Source organism: Pseudomonas sp. JR33AA (assembly GCF_021378985.1).
Classification (GTDB): Bacteria; Pseudomonadota; Gammaproteobacteria; order Pseudomonadales; family Pseudomonadaceae; genus Aquipseudomonas; species Aquipseudomonas alloputida.
The window spans coordinates 1-20,501 of sequence record NZ_JAJSAW010000029.1; the positions used below are offsets into that span (position 1 = coordinate 1).

General features: G+C 62.8%; 19 protein-coding genes. 7 read left to right on the top strand and 12 right to left on the bottom strand.

Going from position 1 to position 20,501, the window contains the following annotated elements:
- Together LVS58_RS24475 and LVS58_RS24480 are read right to left on the bottom strand one after the other, a co-directional pair.
- A partial coding sequence (locus tag LVS58_RS24475) for a toxin VasX (protein WP_325175993.1) occupies positions 1 to 667 on the bottom strand: 667 nt, incomplete at its 3' end.
- Positions 668 to 999: 332 nt separating this feature from the next.
- Entirely contained in the window at positions 1,000 to 1,284 is a 285-nt protein-coding gene (locus LVS58_RS24480; protein ID WP_003247660.1) for a hypothetical protein, read from the bottom strand.
- A 164-nt stretch (positions 1,285 to 1,448) separates the two neighbouring features.
- Between LVS58_RS24480 and LVS58_RS24485 the strand changes: the two genes are divergently transcribed.
- Both LVS58_RS24485 and LVS58_RS24490 read left to right on the top strand, forming a co-directional pair.
- The gene (locus LVS58_RS24485) at positions 1,449 to 1,877 is read left to right on the top strand and encodes a DUF2231 domain-containing protein (protein ID WP_233693173.1); all 429 of its coding nucleotides are present in this window, start codon (positions 1,449 to 1,451) and stop codon (positions 1,875 to 1,877) included.
- A complete protein-coding gene (locus LVS58_RS24490; protein ID WP_233693174.1) occupies positions 1,874 to 3,166 on the top strand; it encodes a PQQ-dependent sugar dehydrogenase in 1,293 nt (430 codons plus the stop codon). The genes LVS58_RS24485 and LVS58_RS24490 overlap by 4 nt, the downstream gene beginning before the upstream one ends.
- 85 nt (positions 3,167 to 3,251) lie before the next feature.
- Here LVS58_RS24490 and LVS58_RS24495 read toward each other — a convergent pair whose 3' ends face one another.
- On the bottom strand, positions 3,252 to 5,384 hold the full coding sequence (locus tag LVS58_RS24495) for a TonB-dependent receptor (RefSeq protein ID WP_233693175.1): 2,133 nt from the start codon (positions 5,382 to 5,384) through the stop codon (positions 3,252 to 3,254).
- A gap of 215 nt (positions 5,385 to 5,599) precedes the next feature.
- On the opposite strand from LVS58_RS24495, the gene LVS58_RS24500 reads away from it, so the two are divergent.
- The gene (locus tag LVS58_RS24500) at positions 5,600 to 6,181 is read left to right on the top strand and encodes a hypothetical protein (protein ID WP_233693176.1); all 582 of its coding nucleotides are present in this window, start codon (positions 5,600 to 5,602) and stop codon (positions 6,179 to 6,181) included.
- A gap of 145 nt (positions 6,182 to 6,326) precedes the next feature.
- On the opposite strand, the gene LVS58_RS24505 is transcribed toward LVS58_RS24500, so the two are convergent.
- On the bottom strand, positions 6,327 to 7,091 hold the full coding sequence (locus LVS58_RS24505; RefSeq protein WP_233693177.1) for a hypothetical protein: 765 nt from the start codon (positions 7,089 to 7,091) through the stop codon (positions 6,327 to 6,329).
- Between the two features lie 309 nt (positions 7,092 to 7,400).
- Between LVS58_RS24505 and LVS58_RS24510 the strand changes: the two genes are divergently transcribed.
- Positions 7,401 to 7,919: a DMT family transporter gene (locus tag LVS58_RS24510; RefSeq protein WP_233693178.1), complete on the top strand. Its 519-nt coding sequence runs from the start codon at positions 7,401 to 7,403 to the stop codon at positions 7,917 to 7,919.
- Here the strand turns inward: LVS58_RS24510 and LVS58_RS24515 are convergent, their stop codons facing one another.
- Positions 7,920 to 8,828, bottom strand: coding sequence for a LysR family transcriptional regulator (locus LVS58_RS24515; RefSeq protein ID WP_233693187.1), 909 nt, complete (start codon positions 8,826 to 8,828; stop codon positions 7,920 to 7,922). It lies immediately after the preceding gene.
- A 255-nt stretch (positions 8,829 to 9,083) separates the two neighbouring features.
- Between LVS58_RS24515 and LVS58_RS24520 the strand changes: the two genes are divergently transcribed.
- Together LVS58_RS24520 and LVS58_RS24525 are read left to right on the top strand one after the other, a co-directional pair.
- A complete protein-coding gene (locus LVS58_RS24520) occupies positions 9,084 to 10,058 on the top strand; it encodes a quinone oxidoreductase family protein (RefSeq protein WP_233693179.1) in 975 nt (324 codons plus the stop codon).
- 38 nt (positions 10,059 to 10,096) lie between these two features.
- A complete protein-coding gene (locus LVS58_RS24525) occupies positions 10,097 to 11,017 on the top strand; it encodes a LysR family transcriptional regulator (RefSeq protein ID WP_233693180.1) in 921 nt (306 codons plus the stop codon).
- A 31-nt stretch (positions 11,018 to 11,048) separates the two neighbouring features.
- Here LVS58_RS24525 and LVS58_RS24530 read toward each other — a convergent pair whose 3' ends face one another.
- Positions 11,049 to 11,378 carry a hypothetical protein gene (locus LVS58_RS24530; protein ID WP_233693181.1) on the bottom strand — a complete coding sequence of 110 codons (330 nt, stop codon included), beginning with the start codon at positions 11,376 to 11,378 and terminating at the stop codon, positions 11,049 to 11,051.
- A gap of 74 nt (positions 11,379 to 11,452) precedes the next feature.
- Complete coding sequence (locus tag LVS58_RS24535; protein ID WP_233693182.1) at positions 11,453 to 12,103, bottom strand: DUF998 domain-containing protein; 651 nt, start codon at positions 12,101 to 12,103, stop codon at positions 11,453 to 11,455.
- A gap of 167 nt (positions 12,104 to 12,270) precedes the next feature.
- Here LVS58_RS24535 and LVS58_RS24540 point away from each other — a divergent pair, with 167 nt between their 5' ends.
- Positions 12,271 to 13,020, top strand: coding sequence for a FadR/GntR family transcriptional regulator (locus LVS58_RS24540; RefSeq protein ID WP_003247694.1), 750 nt, complete (start codon positions 12,271 to 12,273; stop codon positions 13,018 to 13,020).
- 132 nt (positions 13,021 to 13,152) lie between these two features.
- On the opposite strand, the gene LVS58_RS24545 is transcribed toward LVS58_RS24540, so the two are convergent.
- The 5 genes from LVS58_RS24545 to LVS58_RS24565 all read right to left on the bottom strand — a co-directional run bounded on the left by LVS58_RS24545 (position 13,153) and on the right by LVS58_RS24565 (position 20,179).
- On the bottom strand, positions 13,153 to 14,733 hold the full coding sequence (locus LVS58_RS24545) for an aldehyde dehydrogenase (NADP(+)) (RefSeq protein WP_233693183.1): 1,581 nt from the start codon (positions 14,731 to 14,733) through the stop codon (positions 13,153 to 13,155).
- Between the two features lie 58 nt (positions 14,734 to 14,791).
- A complete protein-coding gene (garD, locus tag LVS58_RS24550) occupies positions 14,792 to 16,345 on the bottom strand; it encodes a galactarate dehydratase (RefSeq protein ID WP_233693184.1) in 1,554 nt (517 codons plus the stop codon).
- A gap of 77 nt (positions 16,346 to 16,422) precedes the next feature.
- Positions 16,423 to 17,787: an MFS transporter gene (locus tag LVS58_RS24555; RefSeq protein WP_021781698.1), complete on the bottom strand. Its 1,365-nt coding sequence runs from the start codon at positions 17,785 to 17,787 to the stop codon at positions 16,423 to 16,425.
- A gap of 104 nt (positions 17,788 to 17,891) precedes the next feature.
- Positions 17,892 to 18,803 (bottom strand): 5-dehydro-4-deoxyglucarate dehydratase, encoded by a 912-nt coding sequence (kdgD, locus tag LVS58_RS24560; RefSeq protein WP_233693185.1) that lies wholly within the window; start codon positions 18,801 to 18,803, stop codon positions 17,892 to 17,894.
- 566 nt (positions 18,804 to 19,369) lie between these two features.
- The gene (locus tag LVS58_RS24565; RefSeq protein WP_233693186.1) at positions 19,370 to 20,179 is read right to left on the bottom strand and encodes a gamma-glutamyl-gamma-aminobutyrate hydrolase family protein; all 810 of its coding nucleotides are present in this window, start codon (positions 20,177 to 20,179) and stop codon (positions 19,370 to 19,372) included.
- Positions 20,180 to 20,501 lie beyond the last annotated feature (322 nt).

Consider the following 20,501-nt stretch of genomic DNA (forward strand, 5'->3'; position numbering starts at 1 on the left):
CGCGGGCGATGGCATTGAGGTTGCCGATGGGCAAGGTTTCGGTGATCGGGTCGCTGCTCCAGGTCAGCGGCATGCGCCGCTCGGTTGGCTTGAAGTCTTCGACCCAGGTTTGCAGGGCGCTCACCGGCAACACATGGGGCTGGGTGGACGGCGCCTGGTTGCCGCTCACCAGCTCGGCCATGTCCAGCTGGCGCATGTGCCGTTTGCGCAGGGCTGCCGAACCGGTGATGCGGGCGGTGATGGCGTTGGTCCACAAGTGCGGGCTGTAGCCGATCCACACTTCCTTGGCGGTGTCCTGACAGGTGTCGGCCCACACCCAGCCCGTGCTCTGGCCGGACAGGTAGCGCTCACGTCGGTGGTAGTGCTCCAGCCCTTGGTAGCGCAGCGCCTTGTAGAGGCCTGCGCCGACGTGCTCGTGAATGAACAGCTTCTCGCCCAGAGGGCCTTTCATGAACACGTAGACATAGCCTGGGCGCAAAGCGCGCAGGGTGTAGGCCGAGTGCTGCAACGTGGGGAAGCCTTGTTCCAGGTTGAAGCCTGCATCGGCATAGCGGCAGGCGGGGGCGTCGCCGGTGCGGGGCACGATGGCGTAGCGCACCGGCAGGATGGGTATGCGTGCGCTACAGGCAGGGCCGGAGGTGGCGCTGCTGACGGAGGCATTGGTCATGCGAGCTCCTTGCTCAGAGAGACAGTCTTTTCGAACCAGAGACGCACTGCAGCAACTTTCAGTACTGACAAGACTGAAATGTCGTTATTCAAACTGTGCTGGATTTCAGGCCCGACTCTATACTGTAAGAAGTTTCCTACTTACTTGCTGAGATGAGCGGGCGATCAAGTATCTGGAGTTCAAGTGAAAGACAATGCCTCGATCGCTGCTTTTGGGTCGAGGCTGAAAGTGTAAGATTTTATTTGAATGTATAGGTATTGTGTTTGCGCAATATCGTGTGAAAAGTTGCAGTATTTTTGTAGGAAGTTTCGTACTTTAAGATTGTTAAATGTTCAGTTTTTGCACTTAGCCATCACTACCTGGCAAGTCCTGGGCGTGCCTCCCGATCGGCTGGCATAACGCACGCAGTTATTCAGGGACTTCTGTCGCGCAATGCTCAATGTATTGCCCCAGGCCAGGCCGCCTTCCCCGGTAGTGGGGACGGCCTTGGCAAAGCAGTTGGAGCCCACTGCAGGCGTGGCGTAGCGTGCCTTGCTGGCGTTGCTGGAGCAGCCGGCGAGAGCCAGGCTGAGGCCGAGCAGGGTGGCCAGGGCCCAGTACGCGTTTGGTCTGCTCATGTATTCCCCTTCTGCGCTTGGCAGCAAAAGCCTTGCAGGATATTTCATTACAGCGAAGCGGTGAACTATCGCGGCGTCAAGGGGCTCCTTTGCTAAGCGCAACCTGCGCTTGCCTGATGGCGCAAGACCATTAGCCCTGGGTCACTGAACGAAAAGGAGGCACCGTGACCGCATCTGATCAAACCCTCTACCGCTGTAAACCCGGCCCGCTTCACGCCTTGCTGCTGGCAGGCTGTGTATCGTTGTTCCTTGGCGCGCTGCTGAGCGATATCGCCTACTACAACAGCTACCAGATTCAGTGGAGCAACTTCGCCGCCTGGCTGATCGCCGGTGCCCTGGTGTTCTGTGGGCTGGCACTGTTGTTCGCGCTGGCCAACCTGATCCGCGCCGAGCGCAAGGGCGGGCGCGCTGCGCTGTACTTCGTGCTGCTGCTGGTGACTTGGGGGCTTGGGCTGATCAATGCCTTTGAGCATGCCAAGGATGCCTGGGCGGTGATGCCTTCCGGGCTGGTGTTGTCGGTAATCGTGACAGTGCTGGCGGTGGTGGCCGCCTGGACCGGTTTGAGCAACCTGCGCTCGGGGGGTGTGGCATGAAGCCTTTGCATGCCTTTAGCCTGCTGGGCGTGGCGCTATTGCTGAGTGCCTGTGGTGGCGACGGCGAGCCGACCCAGGCCCATGGCCCGGACCCGAAGCTGCCGGAACCTCAGCGTGGCTTGCTGCCGAGCATGAAGATCGCGCAACCGGCTGCCTGGGGCGAACTGAAACCGACCGTGCCGGAGGGCTTCAGTGTCACCGCCATTGCCACCGGCCTGAAAATCCCGCGCCAGAGCCTGGTGCTGCCCAATGGCGACATTCTGGTGGCTGAGGGCCGGGGAGGCAGCGCGGCCAAGCTCAAGCCCAAGGATGTGATCGCCAGCCAGATCAAGGCCAAGGGCAATACCCAGGTCAAGGGTGGCAACCGCCTGACCCTGCTGCGCGATGCTGACGGCGATGGCAACTACGAGGTACAGGCCGTGTTTGCGGATAACCTCAACGCACCGTACGGCCTGGCCTATGCCAACGGCAAGCTGTATGTCGCCAACCAGGATGCGCTGGTGCGCTTTGACTACAAGGAAGGCCAGACCCAGGCCGACGGCCCGCCAACCAAGGTCACCGACCTGCCGGCCGAAATCAACCACCATTGGACCAAGGCGCTGACCATCAGCCCGGATGGCCGCTTCTTGTATGTGGGTATCGGCTCGAACAGCAATATCACCGAACGCGGCCTGGAGGTGGAGATCGATCGGGCCATGGTCTGGCAGGTCGATGCCGAGACCGGCGCACACCGGCCCTATGCCACCGGCTTGCGTAACCCGACAGCCTTGACCATCCAGCCGCAAACCGGGCAGTTGTGGACGGTGGTCAACGAGCGGGATGAGCTGGGCCCGGACCTTGTGCCGGACTACCTCACTTCGGTACGTGAAGGGGGCTTCTATGGTTGGCCTTACAGCTACTGGGGGCAGCATGTGGATGAGCGGGTGCGGCCGCAGAACCCGGACAAGGTGGCGGCGGCGATCAAGCCGGACTACAGCCTGGGTTCGCATGTGGCTGCACTGGGTGTGGACTTCTCGACCTCGGCAATGGGCGAGCGCTTTGCCGACGGTGTGTTCGTGGGCGAGCACGGCAGCTGGAACCGGCCCAACCCGGTGGGGTACAAGGTGATTTTCGTGCCGTTCAGCAATGGCAAGCCAGCAGGGGAGCCCATCGACTTCGCCACGGGCTTTCGCGGTGAGGATGGCAGGACCCGTGGGCGACCGGTTGGGGTGACGGTGGACCCGCGGGGGGCGTTGATCATTGCCGATGACCTGGCGAATACAGTGTGGCGGGTGACGCGTAATCGCTGAATGCTATCGGGTCAAAATCGGCAAAGCTTGTTGGCGATGGGCCGCAGAGCGGCCCAATTGCTGACTGACAGGCGTTGCGCACGGGTCAGAAGCGGTAGTTGAAGCTGGCTTCCAGTGTACGCGGTGCCCCTGGGGTGATCAGGTCGACCGAGCCATGTGCCGAGGCATAGTAGTCACGGTCGAACACGTTTTTCAGGCGCAGCGCGGCATCCCACTGCTGCACGCTGTACAGCAGCGCGGCGTCGAAGGTGGTATAGCCCGGCATCACCACCACATTGTCGAGCGCTGTGTAGCGTTCGTCGACGTAGTTGGCTCCGGCGGCCACACGCCACTCCGGTGTCAGGGTACGTACCAGCCAGACGTTGGCACTGTTGCGCGGCGTCAGGGTAGGGGTCTGGCCTTCGTTCGCCACGCCATTGGTCTTGCTGTTGGACTTGGTGATTTCGGCGTCCAGGTAAGCGTAACCGGCATAGATCTGCCACTTGTCGGTGAGATACCCGCTGACGGTGGCTTCGAAGCCATCGGTACGCTGTTCGCCAGCCAATACGGTCAGGTTGGGGTTGGCCGGGTCGGCAGTCTTCATGTTGGTGCGCTCAAGGCGGAACACTGCGGCGGTCAATGACAGGCGGCTGTCGAGCAGGTCCCATTTGGCGCCGATTTCATAGTTGGTGGTTTCTTCCGGCTCCAGGTGCTGGTTGCTCGGGCTCACCGCGAACACTTCGCCCGAAGGCTGATAGCTGCGGCTGACCGACACGTAGTAGGACTGGATTGCGTCTGGCTGGTAGACCAGGCCCGCACGCGGGCTCCAGGTCTTGTCGGTACGATCGAGGTCGATGTTTTGCACGCGGTCGTCGTCGTACTCCTGGCCAAAGATGTCATAACGCACACCGACCAATGCCTTCCAGTGCGCGTTCAGCTCGATCATGTCCTGCACGTACAGACCGGTGGTCTGCTGGAAGTTGGTGCCCTTGGAAGACAGGTTGGCGGCATGTTCCGGTACCGGCACCAAGGCATCACGGTACACCGGTACCTGGGCCACGTTGGTCTGGCTCAACACGCGCTGGTACTTGTCCTGAAAGCCTGCTTCCACGCCATATAACAGGTTGTGCTGCATACCGGCCAGTTGCGCCTGTTGCTTGAGCTCCGTCTGGTTGAACACACCGTACTCATCGCGGGCGACGTTGCCGCGGTTGAGTTTGATCAGCAGTTCACCATCGGGCGCGGTGACGAAGCGCGTCGGGCTGCTGTCGGCCAAGGTGTTGTTGCGGTCCAGGTCGTAGCGGTAATAGCGGCTGGTGTTGGTCAGGGTGAAGTTGTCGTTGATGCGGTAGTCCAGGCTGGCCGTAAGCGAGAACACCTCGCTGCGGGCGTAATCCTGGTCAGCATCGCCAGAGCCGAAGCGCTTGTCGCGGTCCACGTCCACCGGGCGGTTGCCCAGGGCCGGGATGCCGAAGTCGATCAGGCGCTTGTCGTACAGGTAGGTGGCGCCCAGGTTCAGTTCCAGGTCGTCCGAGAGACGGAAGTAGGCCGACGGTGCGATGGCCTTGCGGTCGATGTAGCCATCATCGCGGAAGGTGTCGCTGTCTTCGAAGGCACCGGTCACGCGGTAGGCCTGGTTGCTTTGCGGGTCGGCCCAGCCGGTGTCGAACTGGGTTCGGCGTTTGCCTTCGCTGTCGAAATTCATGCCCATTTCGCGCTTGGGCGTGAAGCTTGGTTTCTTGCTGATGCTGTTGATCAGCCCGCCCGAAGAGCCCCGGCCATACAGCACCGCGGCCGGGCCCTTGATCACCTCGACACGCTCGACGTTGGACAGGTCGCGGAAGTACAAGGCGTCGTCACGCACGCCGTCGATATACATGTCGCCAATGGCGCTGAAGCCACGGATGGTCACCTGATCGCGCTGGCCGTCGCCGTTGGACAGGCCGATGCCGGGCACGTTCTTCAGCACGTCTTCCATGGACTGTGCACCCTGGTCCTTGATCACGCTTTCCGGAACGACGTTGACGGTTTGCGGGATATCGCGCAGCGGCGCGTCGATCTTCATGGCGCTGCGGCTTTCACTGGCCTTGTAGCTTTGCTGCTCATAAACGCTGGTGACGGCGGTGGTGGGCAGGGCGAGGCTCCCTTGCGTATCGGTTTGGGCGGCAGCGTGGACAGCAGGCACAACGAGCAGGCCCAGCATGGAAATGGATGCTGGGGCAACAGACCTTTTTGCCATTACAGGCGACTCTTTGTTGTTATCGGAGGTCGCGAATAATAATGATTTACAAATGTAAAGCAAGTGTAAAGCATTCGTATTAGCTATAACAGTGGTTCGGCGTCGAAATGCGTCGCGCACCGGGAGGACCGGCAAGGCGGCAGGTAATGGCTATGCTTGTTAGCGCGTGAGCCTTTCACGCGCCTACTCGGACTTGATCACATGGAAGCACGCCTATGAACCCCATTCGTACTCTCGCTCGTGCTGTAGCCCTTGCCACGCTGGCCTCTGCTGCCAGCTTCACGGTACAGGCTGCCGGTATCCCCATCGGGAGCGAGGCGCTGGAAAGCCACGTCACCACGCAGGTAACGGCTATCGACCTGGCCACCCGCCAGGTCACGGTGAAAGGCCCTGACGAGAAGAAGGATGTGACGTTCCAGCTGACCGAAAAGGCCAAAGCGCTGCCCAACCTTAAAGTCGGTGACCAAGTCGACATCTACGTGACCCGCGCAGTGGCCTATGTGCTCAATCCGGAAGTGGGTGGGGCACCGAAAGCGACTGAAGAGTCCGGTACCATCCGTGCAACCGAGCAAAACCCCCACCCGGGCGGCGAGGCGTTCCGCCAGGTCAAGGTTACCTCTCAGATCAAGAAGATCGACCTCGAGACGCATGAGGTGAGCCTGTTGCCACCGGAGGGCAAGCTACAGGTGGTCAAGGTCGAGAATCCAGACCTGCAGAAACGCATGAAGAACCTCAAGGTTGGCCAGACGGTTGACGCGATCTACACCGAAGTACTGCGCGTCGAAACCTCGCGTTGACCTTGGCCGTTGCCGACCTCGGTTACTCGCCTACGATCGGCCGTTTGCGGTCCGGGTAGGCCGGTGCCGGGGAGCGGGTCTCAGTAGTCGGCGGCTTCGATCAAGGCATGGGGCTCGGCACGTTCGCAGTAGTCGACTTGGTGGTTCACTGGGGCAGGCTTCGGGTAGCCCGGGTCTGGATGCGCTGTGAGGCCTTGCAGTCCGGGGGATGGCGCTGAAACAGCTGAAGCACCCAGTCGGGGCGGGTCTTGCTGGCGTCGTTGAGCCAATTGGCAACCGAGTCCTGGGCGTATTTCTCGGCTTCGGCCAGCAGCGGTACCAGCAACGGCTCGGCCACTTCTGGTTGTTGCTTGAGCGTGGCAATGTGCTCGCACCAAACGCCGCGCGGGCGAAGGATCTCGATGCAGAACCGACGTACCAGTGGGTCTGCATCGCCGGTATGGCGGCCGAGTAGCGCCAAGGCCGCTTCAAGGTGCTGTGCCAGGCGCGGCCGCAGGGCGATCCAGGCCCATTCGCGCACGCCGAAGTGCTCATCGCGGGCGAAGCGAAACTGCGCCAGCAGGGCATCTTCCGCAGGCTGCGAGCGTGACAGGAACGCCTGAGCGAACGCCGCCCAGCTGCGCACGGTATCGGATGGGTGCGTGCAGCATTGCTCGAACACCTGCTGGCGCAAAGACTCGGGGGCCTGCTCCAGCCACTTGCCCAGTGCCAGGCCAATGGCCGCCACTTTTTTTGACAGGCCCAGTGCCTGGACCTGGTCCGCACTGGCAGCGAGGTGCTCTACCACTGCCGTGGGCAGTTGGCCTGTCAAGGCGTTGACCAACGCGGCTTGATCCACCGCCAGGCATTCGGCCAGGTTGCGGGTTGGCAGTTGGCCAAGGTCGATCAGCGACTTTCGGTCATCGCTCATTGTTGAGGCTCCATGGCAGTGGCACGGTGCAGTCGATTGCCGGCCAGGCACGTGCACAGCCAAGGCAGGACTGACCGAGGTGATTACCAGGCGCGTCGCCAGCCCCAGCGGTGCCAGGCCGCCGTCTGCGCCTTGCGAGGTCAGGATTGCGAACCGCCCTTCCGACAGATTATGGCGGGCCAGCCGTGCGGCGCATACCCCTGTTTCACTATGCATGGTACGAATAGTTCACGTGCAGGATTTTGATTTCTATCAGTACTGGGCAATGCACCATCATGGTGGCCATCGATACCTTGGATGAGGACTGCCATGTTCAGTAAATCAATGCTCCTGCTGGCGCTTCCTGTCGCCCTGGCGTTGCTTGCCGGCGCTGTGTTGCCGTTCCAGGCCGCAGGTAATGCTGCGGCAGGCCGGGCACTTGGGCACTGGCTGTGGGGGGCTTTCACATCGTTGACGGTGAGCATGCTGGTGGTGATCGCTGCGCTGCTGATTATTCGGGTACCGGCGCCAGACATGAGCAAGGCCTTGCAAGGGCCCTGGTGGTTATGGATTGGTGGCGTGCTCGGGGCAATGTATGTAGCCGGCGCCGCAGCCCTCACCCCTAAACTGGGCGCAGCAGGGTTCCTGGTACTGGTAGTGGCGGGGCAGATCATCACGGCTGTGCTTGCCGACCACTACGGGGTGATGGGGCTGCGTGGCAAGCCGCTTAGCCTGGTCAGGGTGGCAGGCGTGGTGCTGATCCTGTGCGGAGTGCTGCTGGTACAGGGTACTTGGGCAACGGCATCACCGACCCATTCCGCGTCAGCTGTGAAGGGGCAGGAAAACTGATCAGCGCCCTGGTTGGCTGCAGGCCCATACGGTTTCGCGCAACCAGCGGTGCCCGGGGTCACTGTCCTTGCGGTTGTGCCAGGCCTGCTGATAGTCGAACGAGGGGATGGCCAGTGGCGGCGTGAACTGGCGCAGTGTCTTGTGCTGGCGCAACGACCCCACTGCGCGGCTGGCTACCGTCAGGATCAGGTCGGTGCCGGGCAGCACTTCGACTGCCGCACTCCAGTGTGGCAAGGCCAGGGCAATACGGCGTCGCAGACCCCGGGCGGCCAGTGCGCGCTCGATTTCATCGAAAGCATCCGGGCGCATGGCCATCAATACATGTGGGCGTGCCAGCCAGTCTTCCAGGGCCATGCCGCCGCTGGCAGGCAGCACCTGGCGATCGGCAACGCTGATGAAGCGGTCCGCAAACAGGGGCTGGGCGGTGATGTCCTGAGGCAGTTCGAGGAACAGGCCCAGGGCCAGATCCAGCTCGCCATCGAGCAACTGCGCCAACATGGTTTCACGGCTGGCCTGGCTGATGGCCAGATCCACCCCGGGCGCGACCTGGCGAAGGTGGCGCAGTAGGTGCGGCAGGATGATCCGCGAAGCGTAGTCGGACAGCGACAGCCGGAACCGGCGCTGGGCCTTGGCTGGCTCGAACAGCGGGGTGGCCAGCAAGCTGTCGAGATTGCTCAGTGCATCCTGTAACGGTTGTGCCAGCGATTGGGCGCGGGCGGTAAGGGCCATGCCGCCACCTTGGCGTACCAGCAAGGGATCGTCGAAGTGTTTGCGCAACTGCGCCAAGGCATGGCTGACCGCTGGTTGGCTGCGGTGCAGGCGCAGGGCTGCACGGGTCACGTGCCTTTCGCTGAGCAGGGCGTGCAGGGCGAGCAGCAGGTTGAGGTCGATCTTGCGCAGTTCATCCATCGGGTGAATAGCCTTGGTCATTTCTGGCGACGTGAATCAGCTTAACAAATGCTGTGTGTGCGCCTACAAGGTTTGTGCCGGCTGTTCACCTCGGCCTTTCTTCGCCAGTGAACGGCGCCCTAAAGTGCTGACGGGTTGCTGATGCACTGATTGAATTGCTGCAAGGGGTGCAGAAATCAACTGCATCCCGGCTGATTGTTCAACTTTTCCTTCCTGTTTAGCCTGACTCGAGTACTCATTCAGCAGGATTTGATCATGGCTACCCGCATCATTCTCAATAGCACCGGCGCTGCCGACGTGATGCAGCTTGCACACGTAGCAGCCCAATCTCCCGGGCCTGGCCAGGTCTGGCTGGAGCAGACGGCCATAGGCGTGAACCCGCTGGATGTGTTGCAGCGCAAGGGTGGAGCAGCGCTGGCATTGCCTTCGGGCTTGGGGCTGGAAGGCGCTGGCAGGGTCTCGGCCATTGGCGAGGGGGTGCACAATGTGCAGGTTGGCGACCGTGTCGCCTACGCGATGGGGCCGGTCGGTGCCTATGCCAGCGGCCGGCTGTTCCCGGCCGACCGGCTGGTCCGGCTGCCGCCGCAGTTGGAGGACGAGGCCGCCGCAGCGGTGATGTTCAAGGGCATCACGGCGCAATATCTGTTGAAAACCACCTATGCCGTAGGGCCGGGCACCCAGGTGTTGTTGTACGGTGCGGCCGGTGCTTTGGGCCAACTGATGGCGCCTTGGGCGCGGCACCTGGGGGCGACGGTGATAGGGGTGGTATCGCGCCCGCAAAGTGTGGCGCGGGCACGGGCGGCGGGCTGCCAGCATGTGTTGGTGTTCAACGCGGCAACCTTGGCCAGCCAGGTGCGCGAGCTGACCCTCGGCCAAGGTGTGGACGTGGTGTACGATTGCGTGGGCAAGGTGTCGCTCGAGGCCTCGTTGGGCAGCCTGAGGGTGCGTGGCTTGTTGGTATCGTTCGGCGGCACTTCCGGTGCACCGCCCGCCATCGAGGTGGCCACGCTCAATGCCTATGGCTCGCTGTACCTGACCCGGCCATCGCTGGCAGCACACACCCGCACGGCCGAGGAGTACCAGCAGCGCGCGGCCGATGTGCTGGCGGCGGTTACCGAAGGTATCGTCCAGGCTCGGGTCTGGCGATGCTTCCCGCTGGCTGAAGCAGCCAAGGCCCACGAGTACCTGGAGCAAGGGCGGTCGGAGGGCGCGCTGGTGCTGACTGCCTGATCCCCCTCTGATTCCACCGCCCTGAGCCGAGCCTTGCCATGGAAACCTTCGACAGTCGCCGCGCTGATGAACTTGCCACCCTGCTGGCCTTGTATGAGCAGGGCTCGTTTGCTGCCGCCGGGCGGCAACTGGAGCGCCACCCTACGGTGCTGTCCAAACGCCTGAGTGCACTAGAGACGCGGCTGGGCATTCGCCTGGTGGAGCGCAGTACGCGGCAGCTGCGCTTTACCGATGAGGGCGAGCGGCTGGTAGCCAAGGTTCTCGAGGCCAGCCGGCTGATTGCCGAAGCGGAGGAAGAGGCCGCTGAAGGTGCGGCCACGGTTCGTGGGCGCCTGCGTCTGGCGCTTCCGGCGGCCATGGGCCGACGCTGGTTGAGCGGCATGCTCGCCGACTTTGTACTGGCCTACCCGCAGGTAATGGTGGAGGCCGAGTATGCCGATCGTTTCGTCGACCTGATCGGCGAGGGCTTCGACGCCGCGATCCGTATTGGTGAGCTGGCGGACAATCGTCTGGTGGCAACGAAATTGTGCGATCACGTGCGGATCCTGTGCGCTTCTCCTCAATACCTTGCTCGGCATGGGGAACCTGCACAGCCGGAGGATTTGGCTGGGCATAACTGCTTGGGTTTCAATGGCTTACGATCGTTTCCTGAATGGCGCCTGATGAGTGATAGGCGACAGGTAAGTGTCAAGGTTGCCGGCAGCCTTCGCAGTAATGACAACGAAGCGCTGCTGGAGGCGGCGCGGCGCGGCGTGGGTATTCTGGCCGGGGGTGATTGGCTCATGGGCGAGGACCTGGCCAGCGGACGCCTGGTAAGGGTGCTTGCGCAATGGCAACTGGACAAGGCAGCGGGCATTTACCTGGTACGGCCGACCGCGCGCCTGAACACGGCCGCGATGGGCGTCTTCAAGGCCTGGCTGGAAGATCGCTTCAAGGCAGGCGCCCCTTGGCGACGCTGATGCGGCCTTGCAGGGGCGCCTAAACAAGGCGTTATCGTCTTGCAACGGCATGCTGAACACACTGCTCGAAGTACGTCTGCTTGATCGCTGCTGGCTTGAGCCGCGAGCGGCTGTTGTATGTCTGCTCGGTAATGCCGAAGGCGGTCATGCGCATCCAGGGTTTGGGGAATTTGCGTACCTGCAGCTTCTTGCGCATGGCATACAAGTTCACCCCCGAAAGCTTGGCCTGCTGGGCCTCGGCGGCAATCTGCGCGCCCCAGCCGCAGGTGTGGCGATCGTTCTGGCTCAGTGCCCTGGCCTGGGCGCCGAAAGCGAAGGTGGCCAGCAGGCAGCCGGCCATCGTTGCTAGAAGTACTCGCATGTTGCTGTCCTAAGCATCTGAAAGAGAACGGAGTTTGCCTCCGCTTTCCGCAGCCGTGGGCCAGCAATTTGCCGTCAGGTCACAGCCATGCGCAGAGGACTGGCCGCGGGCTTGCGCAGGCTTGTCCAGGCCAGGCTGGCAACCCAGAGCACCGAAACACCATAGTTAAGGCGTTGGTACAGGCCGAACAGCTGGCCACTCTGCACCGCCTGGCCCATCAACGCGACGGTGGTAATCGCCAACACCACGCAAGCCAGGGAAAACAGCGCCAGGGCGGGGGAACCTGCAAGGCGGTTGCCCAGCCATGCCCGTAGGGCGCTGGCGAAGGTCAGCGAAAGGAACATCAGCAGACCAAACAGGTTATGCAGTTGCTGCGAGGTAGATGGCTGTGCCGGTGCACAACCCTGGTCGCAGGGGAACCAGCCGGTACCCAGACTGCCAATGCCATGCAGCAACACCATGCCCGCACTCAGCAGCGCCAGCTTCGAGCTACGCCAGCGCCGCAGCAGGCCCCAGGCAAACAGGGCAAACAGCACGGCCAGAGGGAAGTTGTTGACCAGCGGCGACCAGCTGTGGGTTGGCGAGCCGGCCGCGCCAAGCTGGCTCATGGCCTGTTGCAGGTGATCATAGCCAGGGTAGGCCTGAGCGGTGAGCCATACCCCCGCCAGCAGCCATAGGGGGATCAGCAGGCCACTGCCGAGCAAAAGGCGGTCGAGGGTTTTCATACTGCAGATTCCTTCCATGGATCAGTGAGCGTGAAGGCATACAGTACAGGCTCGCGCAGACCATGGGCCAGCGATTCTGCGCGCAATAAATACCGCACGGGGTGTATGTGATCGTACAACTGCTTGCGCTATGATGAGCGCTGTCTTTCAAGGTGAAATACAGGGCAATGACAGAGCAGCAGGTACAGGCAAGGACCCGGCGCAAGCCGCGCAGTCTGGCTCAGGAACTGGTCACGGTGCTGACCGAACGCATTCGCAGCGGCCAGCTCAAGCGCGGCGACAAGCTGCCGACCGAATCGCAGATCATGGCCGAAGAGGGCGTCAGCCGCACGGTGGTGCGTGAGGCGATTTCGCGGTTGCAGGCCGCCGGGCAGGTAGAGACCCGCCACGGCATCGGTACATTCGTGCTGGATGCGCCGGCTACGGGCGGTTTCCGTATCGACCCGGCCACCGTGGTCACCCTGCGCGAAGTGCTGGCGGTGCTGGAGTTGCGCATCGCCCTGGAGATCGAGTCGGCCGGGCTGGCAGCCCAGCGGCGAAGTGACGAAGCCCTGGCCGGCATGCGGGCGGCGCTGGACGAACTGAACGAGGGGGCGGCCCACGCCACTGATGCGGTGTCGGCGGACTTCCAGTTCCACCTGCGCATTGCCCAGGCTAGCGGTAACCACTACTTCGCCGACATCATCAACCACCTGGGTACCAGCATCATCCCGCGCACCCGGCTGAATTCGGCGCGCCTGGCCCATGATGACCAGGCGCATTACATGAGCCGCCTGATGCATGAGCACGAGGCGATCTATGAGGCGATTGCCCGGCGTGACAGCGAAGGGGCGAAGATGGCCATGCGCATGCACCTGAGCAACAGCCGCGAGCGCTTGCGCCAGGCGCATGAGGCGGCTGAAGCGCAAGGGACCTGAAGCCTTTGCTGCCTGTACCGGCCTCTTCGCGGGCAAGATAGCCCTGTAGGCGCGGGCTTGCCCGCGAAGAGGCCGGTACAGTCAAAAGAAAAGCCCCGCCGTGCGCAGGGCTTTCTTGTTGCTGGCAACCAGTCAGATCACCCCGTCACTCCATTGCCCGTTCACCAACCGCCGCAGCCCCAGCGGGTTGCCGTCGCGCAGTGCCTCGGGCAGCAGTGTCTGTGGGTAGTTCTGGTAGCACACCGGGCGCAGGAAGCGGTCGATGGCCAAAGTGCCGACCGAGGTGCCACGCGCATCTGAGGTCGCCGGGTACGGGCCTCCGTGCACCATCGCATCACAGACTTCGACACCAGTCGGGTAGCCATTGACCAGGATTCGCCCGACTTTCTCCTCCAGCAGCGGCACCAGCCAGGCGAAGGCATCGAAGTCCTCTGCCTCGCCGATCAGCGTCGCGGTCAGCTGGCCACGCAGGCCGAGCAGCGCGGCGCGCAGTTGGTCGTTGTCCTGCACCTCCACAGCCACAGTGGTAGGCCCAAAGACTTCCTCCTGCAACAGCGGGTCGGACTCGACCAGCAGGCGTGCATCGGCCTTGAACAGCTGAGCGCGCGCCTGGTTGCCTTCCTGCGCCTGGCCGGCCACATGCTCGATACCGGCATGGGCATGCAGGTGTTCAAGGCCGCCAACGTAGCTGCGCAGGCCGCCAGCGTTGAGCATGGTTTGCCCCGCTTGCTGGTCCAGGTACTGGCCAAGGTCGGCAAGCAACTGGCTGTACTGTGGCGACTGCAAGCCAATCACCAGCCCAGGGTTGGTGCAGAACTGCCCGGCCCCCATGCACACGGACCCCGCCAACTCGCGGGCAATGGCCTCGCCACGTTTGGCCAGGGCGCCTGGCAGGATGATGACCGGGTTGATGCTGGACATCTCGGCAAACACCGGGATTGGCTGCGGGCGCTCAGCGGCCATGCGGCAAAGGGCATCACCGCCTTTCAGCGAGCCGGTGAAGCCAACCGCCTGGATGGCGGGGTGCTTGACCAGCCACTCGCCCACGCCGCCACCAAATACCATGTTGAACACGCCCTTGGGCATGCCGGTACGCTCCGCGGCGCGCACGATGGCGCAGGCGACCAGGTCGGCCGTGGCCATGTGGCCGCTGTGCGCCTTGAATACCACCGGGCAGCCTGCGGCGAGGGCAGCGGCGGTATCACCCCCGGCGGTGGAGAAGGCCAGCGGGAAGTTGCTGGCCCCGAACACGGCGACCGGGCCCACGCCGATGCGCATCTGGCGCAGGTCTACGCGTGGCAGCGGCTGGCGCTCGGGCAGTGCCAGGTCAATGCGCGCGCCGAGGAAGTCGCCGCGACGCAGCACTTGGGCGAACAGGCGCATCTGCCCGCTGGTGCGGCCGCGCTCGCCCTGGATGCGGGCGGCCGGCAGTGCGGTTTCGCGGCAGACGATGGCGACGAAGGCGTCATCCAGTTCGTCGAGTTCAGCAGCGATGGCGTCGAGGAATTCGGCCCGACGTGCCGGGGCCAGTTGGCGGAACTCGGCGAAGGCAGCGGCAGCGGCCTTGGCCGCCTGGTCCACTTCGGCTTCGGTGGCCTGGGCAAAGCTGTAGGGCAGGGCTTCGCCAGTGCTGGCGTCCAGGCTCTGCAGGCGCTGAGGGCCAGCGGCACTACGCTGGCCGGCGATGAAGTTGTGGCCGAGGATTTCAGGCATGGGGTGCTCCTGTGGGCTTGAAGGTGGCGTGTGTGAATGCGAGGTCAGGGCTGCGGCATCAGGTAATGGGCGCCGGGTTGAACAGGGTGATGTCGTTGTGCAGCCGGTGTTGTTCGGCCCAGGTCTGCTTGCGGCCGCTGGCTACGTCCAGGTAGTAATGGAACAGCTCCCAACCCAGCTCCTCGAGGGTCGAGCGACCACTGGCGATGCGACCGGCGTCGATGTCGATCAGGTCAGGCCAGCGCTGGGCCAGTTCGCTGCGTGTGCACACCTTGACCACCGGCGCCATGGCCAGGCCATAGGGGGTGCCGCGTCCGGTGGTGAAAACGTGCAGGTTCATGCCGGCCGCCAGCTGCAAGGTGCCACAGACAAAGTCGCTGGCCGGGGTGGCGCAGAAAATCAGGCCTTTGCGGTTGACCCGCTCGCCTGGGCCGAGCACCCCCTGGATAGCGCCGCTGCCCGACTTGACGATCGAACCCAGCGATTTCTCGACGATGTTCGACAGCCCGCCTTTCTTGTTGCCCGGCGTGGTGTTGGCGCTGCGGTCGGCGGCGCCTTGCTGCAGGTAGCGGTCGTACCAGTCCATTTCGCGCACCAGCGCGTCGGCAACGTCCTGGTTTTCCGCGCGCGAGGTCAGCATGTAGATCGCGTCGCGCACCTCGGTCACTTCAGAGAACAGCACGGTGGCGCCAGCGCGGACCAGCAGGTCGGCGGCATAGCCCAGTGCCGGGTTGGCGGTGATGCCCGAGAAGGCGTCGCTGCCACCGCATTGCATGCCGAGGATAAGTTCGCTGGCCGGGACCGTTTCGCGGCGGCGCTGGTCGAGCTTCTTCAGGCGGGTTTCTGCCAGGTCCATGATCTGCTCGATCATTTCGACAAAGCCAAGGCTGGCATCCTGCAGGCGGTACAGCCATGGGTCGCTGAGGTCCACCGACGGGTCGTTGTCGTGCATCACCTGGCTGGCTTGCAGTTTTTCACAGCCCAGACTGATCACCAGTGCCTCGCCGCCAAGGTTGGGGTTGCGCGCCAGGTTGCGCACGGTGCGGATCGGGATATAAGCGTCGCGGGCGTTGATTGCCACACCGCAGCCGTAGCTGTGGGTAATGGCCACCACGTCATCGACGTTGGGGTATTTGGGCAGCAATTCGTTGCGAATGCGCTTGACTGCATGTTCCAGTACGCCGGTCACGCATTGCACGGTGGTGGTGATACCGAGGATATTGCGGGTGCCGACAGTGCCGTCGGCGTTGCGATAGCCCTCGAAGGTGAAGCCTTCCAGCGGCGGCAGCGGTTGTTGCACTGCATCGCAGCGCGGCAGGCTGTCCAGTTCCGGGGCGGCGGGCATGGCCAGCTGGCTTTCCTGAACCCAGCTGCCTTGGGGTAGGTCTTGCAGCGCGTAGCCGATGATTTGCCCATAGCGGCGCACGGGCTCGCCCTTGGCGATGGCCACGGTGGCCACCTTGTGGCTTTGCGGCACGTCTTCGATCAGGGTCAGGCCGTCGGCGAAGCGGGCGCCTTCGCCCAAGCCGCCGTCGTTGACCACGACCACGACGTTGTCGTCGTCGTGCAGGCGGACGTAGCGGGGCGAGTCGGAATGTTCGATCAACTGCATGTTTGGGCCCTACTTGTCAGGTTCTCAGGCTTTTGTACATCCGCCCATGCCGGGTGACCCGGCGCGGGCGTGTGCTTTCAGTGACGGGAGCTGGCCAGTTCGCCGTCGGTGGCAGGCTCAGCGTGTGGCTTTGGGGCAGCATCACGCAATTCGATACGCTTGATGGGCCCGACGATAACCAGGTAGCTGAATACCGCTACCAGCGCGTTGGCACCCACATACACAAGCGCCCACTTGAACGAACCGGTAGCGCTGATGATGTAGCCGATCACGATCGGGGTGGTGATCGACGCGATGTTGCCGAAGGTGTTGAACAGGCCACCGGACAGCCCGGCGATCTGCTTGGGTGAAGTGTCCGCCACCACCGCCCAGCCCAGCGCGCCGATGCCCTTGCCGAAGAACGCCAGCGTCATGAAGCCAACCACCATCCACTCGGCATCGACGTAGTTGCAGAACACCATGGTGGTGGATAGCAGCAGACCACAGACGATCGGCAGTTTGCGCGAGAAGGTCAGCGAGTTGCCGCGGCGCAGCAGCCAGTCGGAAATCACGCCACCCAGGACGCCGCCGATAAAACCGCACACTGCCGGCAGCGAGGCGATGAAGCCGGCCTTGAGAATGGTCATGCCACGTTCCTGCACCAGGTACACCGGGAACCAGGTGAGGAAGAAGTAGGTGATGGCGTTGATGCAGTACTGGCCCAGGTATACGCCCAGCAGCATGCGGCTGGTCAGCAACTGCTTGATGTAACCCCATTTCGGGCCGTCGCTGCCGCGCTTCTGGTCCATGTCGACCAGGCCGCCGTTCTGCTCGATGTGCTCGAGTTCGCTTGGGCTGATGCGCGGATGTTGGCGCGGATTGTAGATGGTCTTCAGCCACACCATCGAGAAGATGATGCCCAGCACACCCATGACCACGAACACGTGCTCCCAGCCGAAGCTGAACACGATCCAGCCCATGATCGGGGCGAACAGTGCAGTGGCGAAATACTGCGCCGAGTTGAAGATGGCCGACGCCGTGCCGCGTTCCTGGGTCGGGAACCATGCGGCGACGATGCGCGCGTTACCCGGGAATGACGGGGCTTCGGCGAAACCGACCAGGAAGCGCAGGGTGAAGAGGGTGACCACGGCCCAGGCAACCGGCAGGCCACCGACAAAACCTTGAAGCAGGGTGAACAGCGACCAGGTGAAGATGCTGAAGGCGTAGACGTTCTTGGAACCGAAGCGATCGAGCAGCCAGCCACCAGGAATCTGGCCAGCCACGTAAGCCCATCCGAAGGCGGAAAAGATATAACCGAGGGTTACGGCGTCAATGCCGAGGTCTTTCTGCAGGCTGGAGCCTGCGATGGCAATGGTAGCGCGGTCGGCATAGTTGATCGTGGTCACCAGAAACAGCATGAACAAAATCAGGTAGCGCACATGCGTTTTCTTAGTCGCTTGCATGCTGGCAATACTCCCACTAGTTATTTTTGTGCGGGCTCACGAATTGTAACCGGAGTGGGGCAGGCCCACTCCGGGCGCGGCATCGGGCAGGCCGCGGGCAGCGCTTACTGCGGGCCCATCTTGTCCATCAGCGCGGCGAGCATTTCGTACTCTTCGGCGGTGAGGTCGGTCAGCGGAGTACGCACCGGGCCGGCGTCGTAACCGGCAATCTTTGCGCCGGCCTTGACGATGCTCACGGCGTAGCCGGCCTTGCGGTTGCGGATGTCCAGGTATGGCAGGAAGAAATCGTCGATCAGCTTGGCCACGGTGGCTTGGTCGTCACGGGCGATGGCGTTGTAGAAGTCCATGGCGGTTTTCGGCACGAAGTTGAACACCGCGGAGGAGTACACCGGTACGCCCAGGGCCTTGTAGGCGGCGGCATACACTTCGGCGGTCGGCAGGCCACCCAGGTAGCTGAAGCGCTCGCCCAGGCGACGACGGATCGACACCATCAGCTCGATATCACCCAGGCCGTCCTTGTAGCCGATCAGGTTCGGGCAGCGCTCGGCCAGTTTTTCCAGCATGTCGGCATTCAGGCGGCAGACGTTGCGGTTGTACACCACCACACCGATGTTTACCGATTTGCACACCGCTTCGACGTGGGCGGCGACGCCGTCCTGGCTGGCTTCGGTCAGGTAATGCGGCAGCAACAGCAGGCCCTTGGCACCCAGGCGCTCGGCTTCTTGCGCGTATTCGATGGCCTGACGGGTAGAGCCACCGACACCGGCGAGGATCGGTACCGAAGTGGCGCAGGTGTCGACCGCGGTCTTGATCACCTGGCTGTATTCGCTGGCGGCCAGGGAGAAGAATTCACCGGTACCGCCAGCGGCGAACAGCGCGCTGGCGCCGTATGGGGCCAGCCACTCAAGGCGCTTGATGTAGCCAGCCGGGTTGAAGTCGCCCTGGGCATTGAAATCGGTGACCGGGAAAGACAGCAGGCCGTGGGAGAGGATGGATTTAAGTTCTTGTGGATTCATTGTTGTTGGCATCCTGTGGCGCTTGGGTGAGGGTGTTGTTTTGCGTTGGAGGTAAGTTATCGTACAACTTGTGCGATGACCAGTCCCTTTTCAGAAATTTTGTTCTCGCCAGGGTGGCCGTCTGGACAGGTGTGTGGTGGCGCAGATCGAGCGCCGCCCGCGCGGCGCTTCGCGGGTAAACCCGCTCCTACGTTTGTTTCGGGCCAGTTATGCCTGTGGCATTTGCGCGCGAACGCCTTGGCGCATGCCTCGATATCGCGTCGTACAAACAAGGCGGTCGCGCGCGTCTGACCCAAGCGATACTGGCCCGAAACAAACGTAGGAGCGGGTTTACCCGCGAAGCGCCGCGCGGGCGGCGCTCGATTTCACAGGCGCAGCAGATACAACGACCAACACCTGGCCAGTCATCGTATCTCTAAGGGAAAGGAAGGAAAAAAACGATCGCGGAGACAGGCACAAGCCCGCCGCCCGGTTCCACGGGAAGTGTTCTGGGACCAGCAGAGGGTGACCGGGGAAACGGGGGCGGCCTTGCACCGCCCCGCGATCAAAGCAGAGGAAACTGAAGGTCAGGCCGCGTGCTGGCGCTTGATTTGCGCCTTGCGTACCTGGGCCCGGCAAGCATCGCCGAAAGCCTGGAAGATCTTTATCGAATCAGGGTTCTTCGCCGCTTGCCATTCAGGGTGCCACTGCACGGCGAACAGGAACGGCGAAATGCTTGGCGCGTGAATCGCTTCGACCAGGCCATCTTCGGCACGGGCGATGGCTTCAATACCGGCGCCGAGCGTGCGCAGGCCCTGGCCATGCAGCGAGTTGACGCGAATCTCGTCGGTACCCAGGGTGTCGTGCAGCCAGCTGCCGGGCTGGATCTTCACCCCATGCACCTGGGCGTACTGCACTTCAACCGGGTCTTCGGGGTTTTCCCGGTGGTCATTGAACCCAGGTTCGGCATACACCTTCTGGTAAATGTCGCCACCCAGGGCCACGTTGATTTCCTGCATGCCACGGCAGATGCCGAAGATGGGCAGGCCACGCTTGATCGCCGCCTTGACCAGCGGAATGTCGAACAGGTCGCGGTTCTGGTCCTGGCCTTTGCCTGGGGTCTGGTTTTCCTGGCCATACAGGGCAGGGTCGATGTTGCTGCCAGCGCCAGTCAGGTACACGCCGTCGGCCATGTCCAGGTAGGTCTCGAGGTCTTCAGTGCCGCAGCAGGTGGGCACCAACACCGGGACGCAGTCGGAGAACTCGACCAACGGGGTAATGTATTTGTGGGTCATGACCTGGTAGTCATGGCCTTTGCGCTCTTGGCTGCCCATGGTCATCAGGACGACGGGTTTGCGCAGGGAAGGTTGCTTGTTGCCAATGTTGCTGTTGGACATATGTCACCTTGGGACAGGTTCGACCTGTCGTTGTTGTGCAGGCGCACGGCGCGGGGCCTTGGGTGCTGCCTGTAGCCCCGAGCACTGCCGGCTCGTCAGAGGCGACGATTCCGGTCGGGGCTTGTAGATAGCTTGCCAGAGCCGTTCGATATGTCAAACGACGGAAGCGGGCTTTAACGCGGGGGATACGCCGTTTCCCGGGGCCTGAAACCGATGCGGGCCTGTGGCGGCGTGGGTTTGGCGGGGGTGTTGGTCAATAATATTTAACGACGCAGTTGGGTCTTTGCAGCGGTGCAATGAAGGCCACGCCCCATTGCCCATT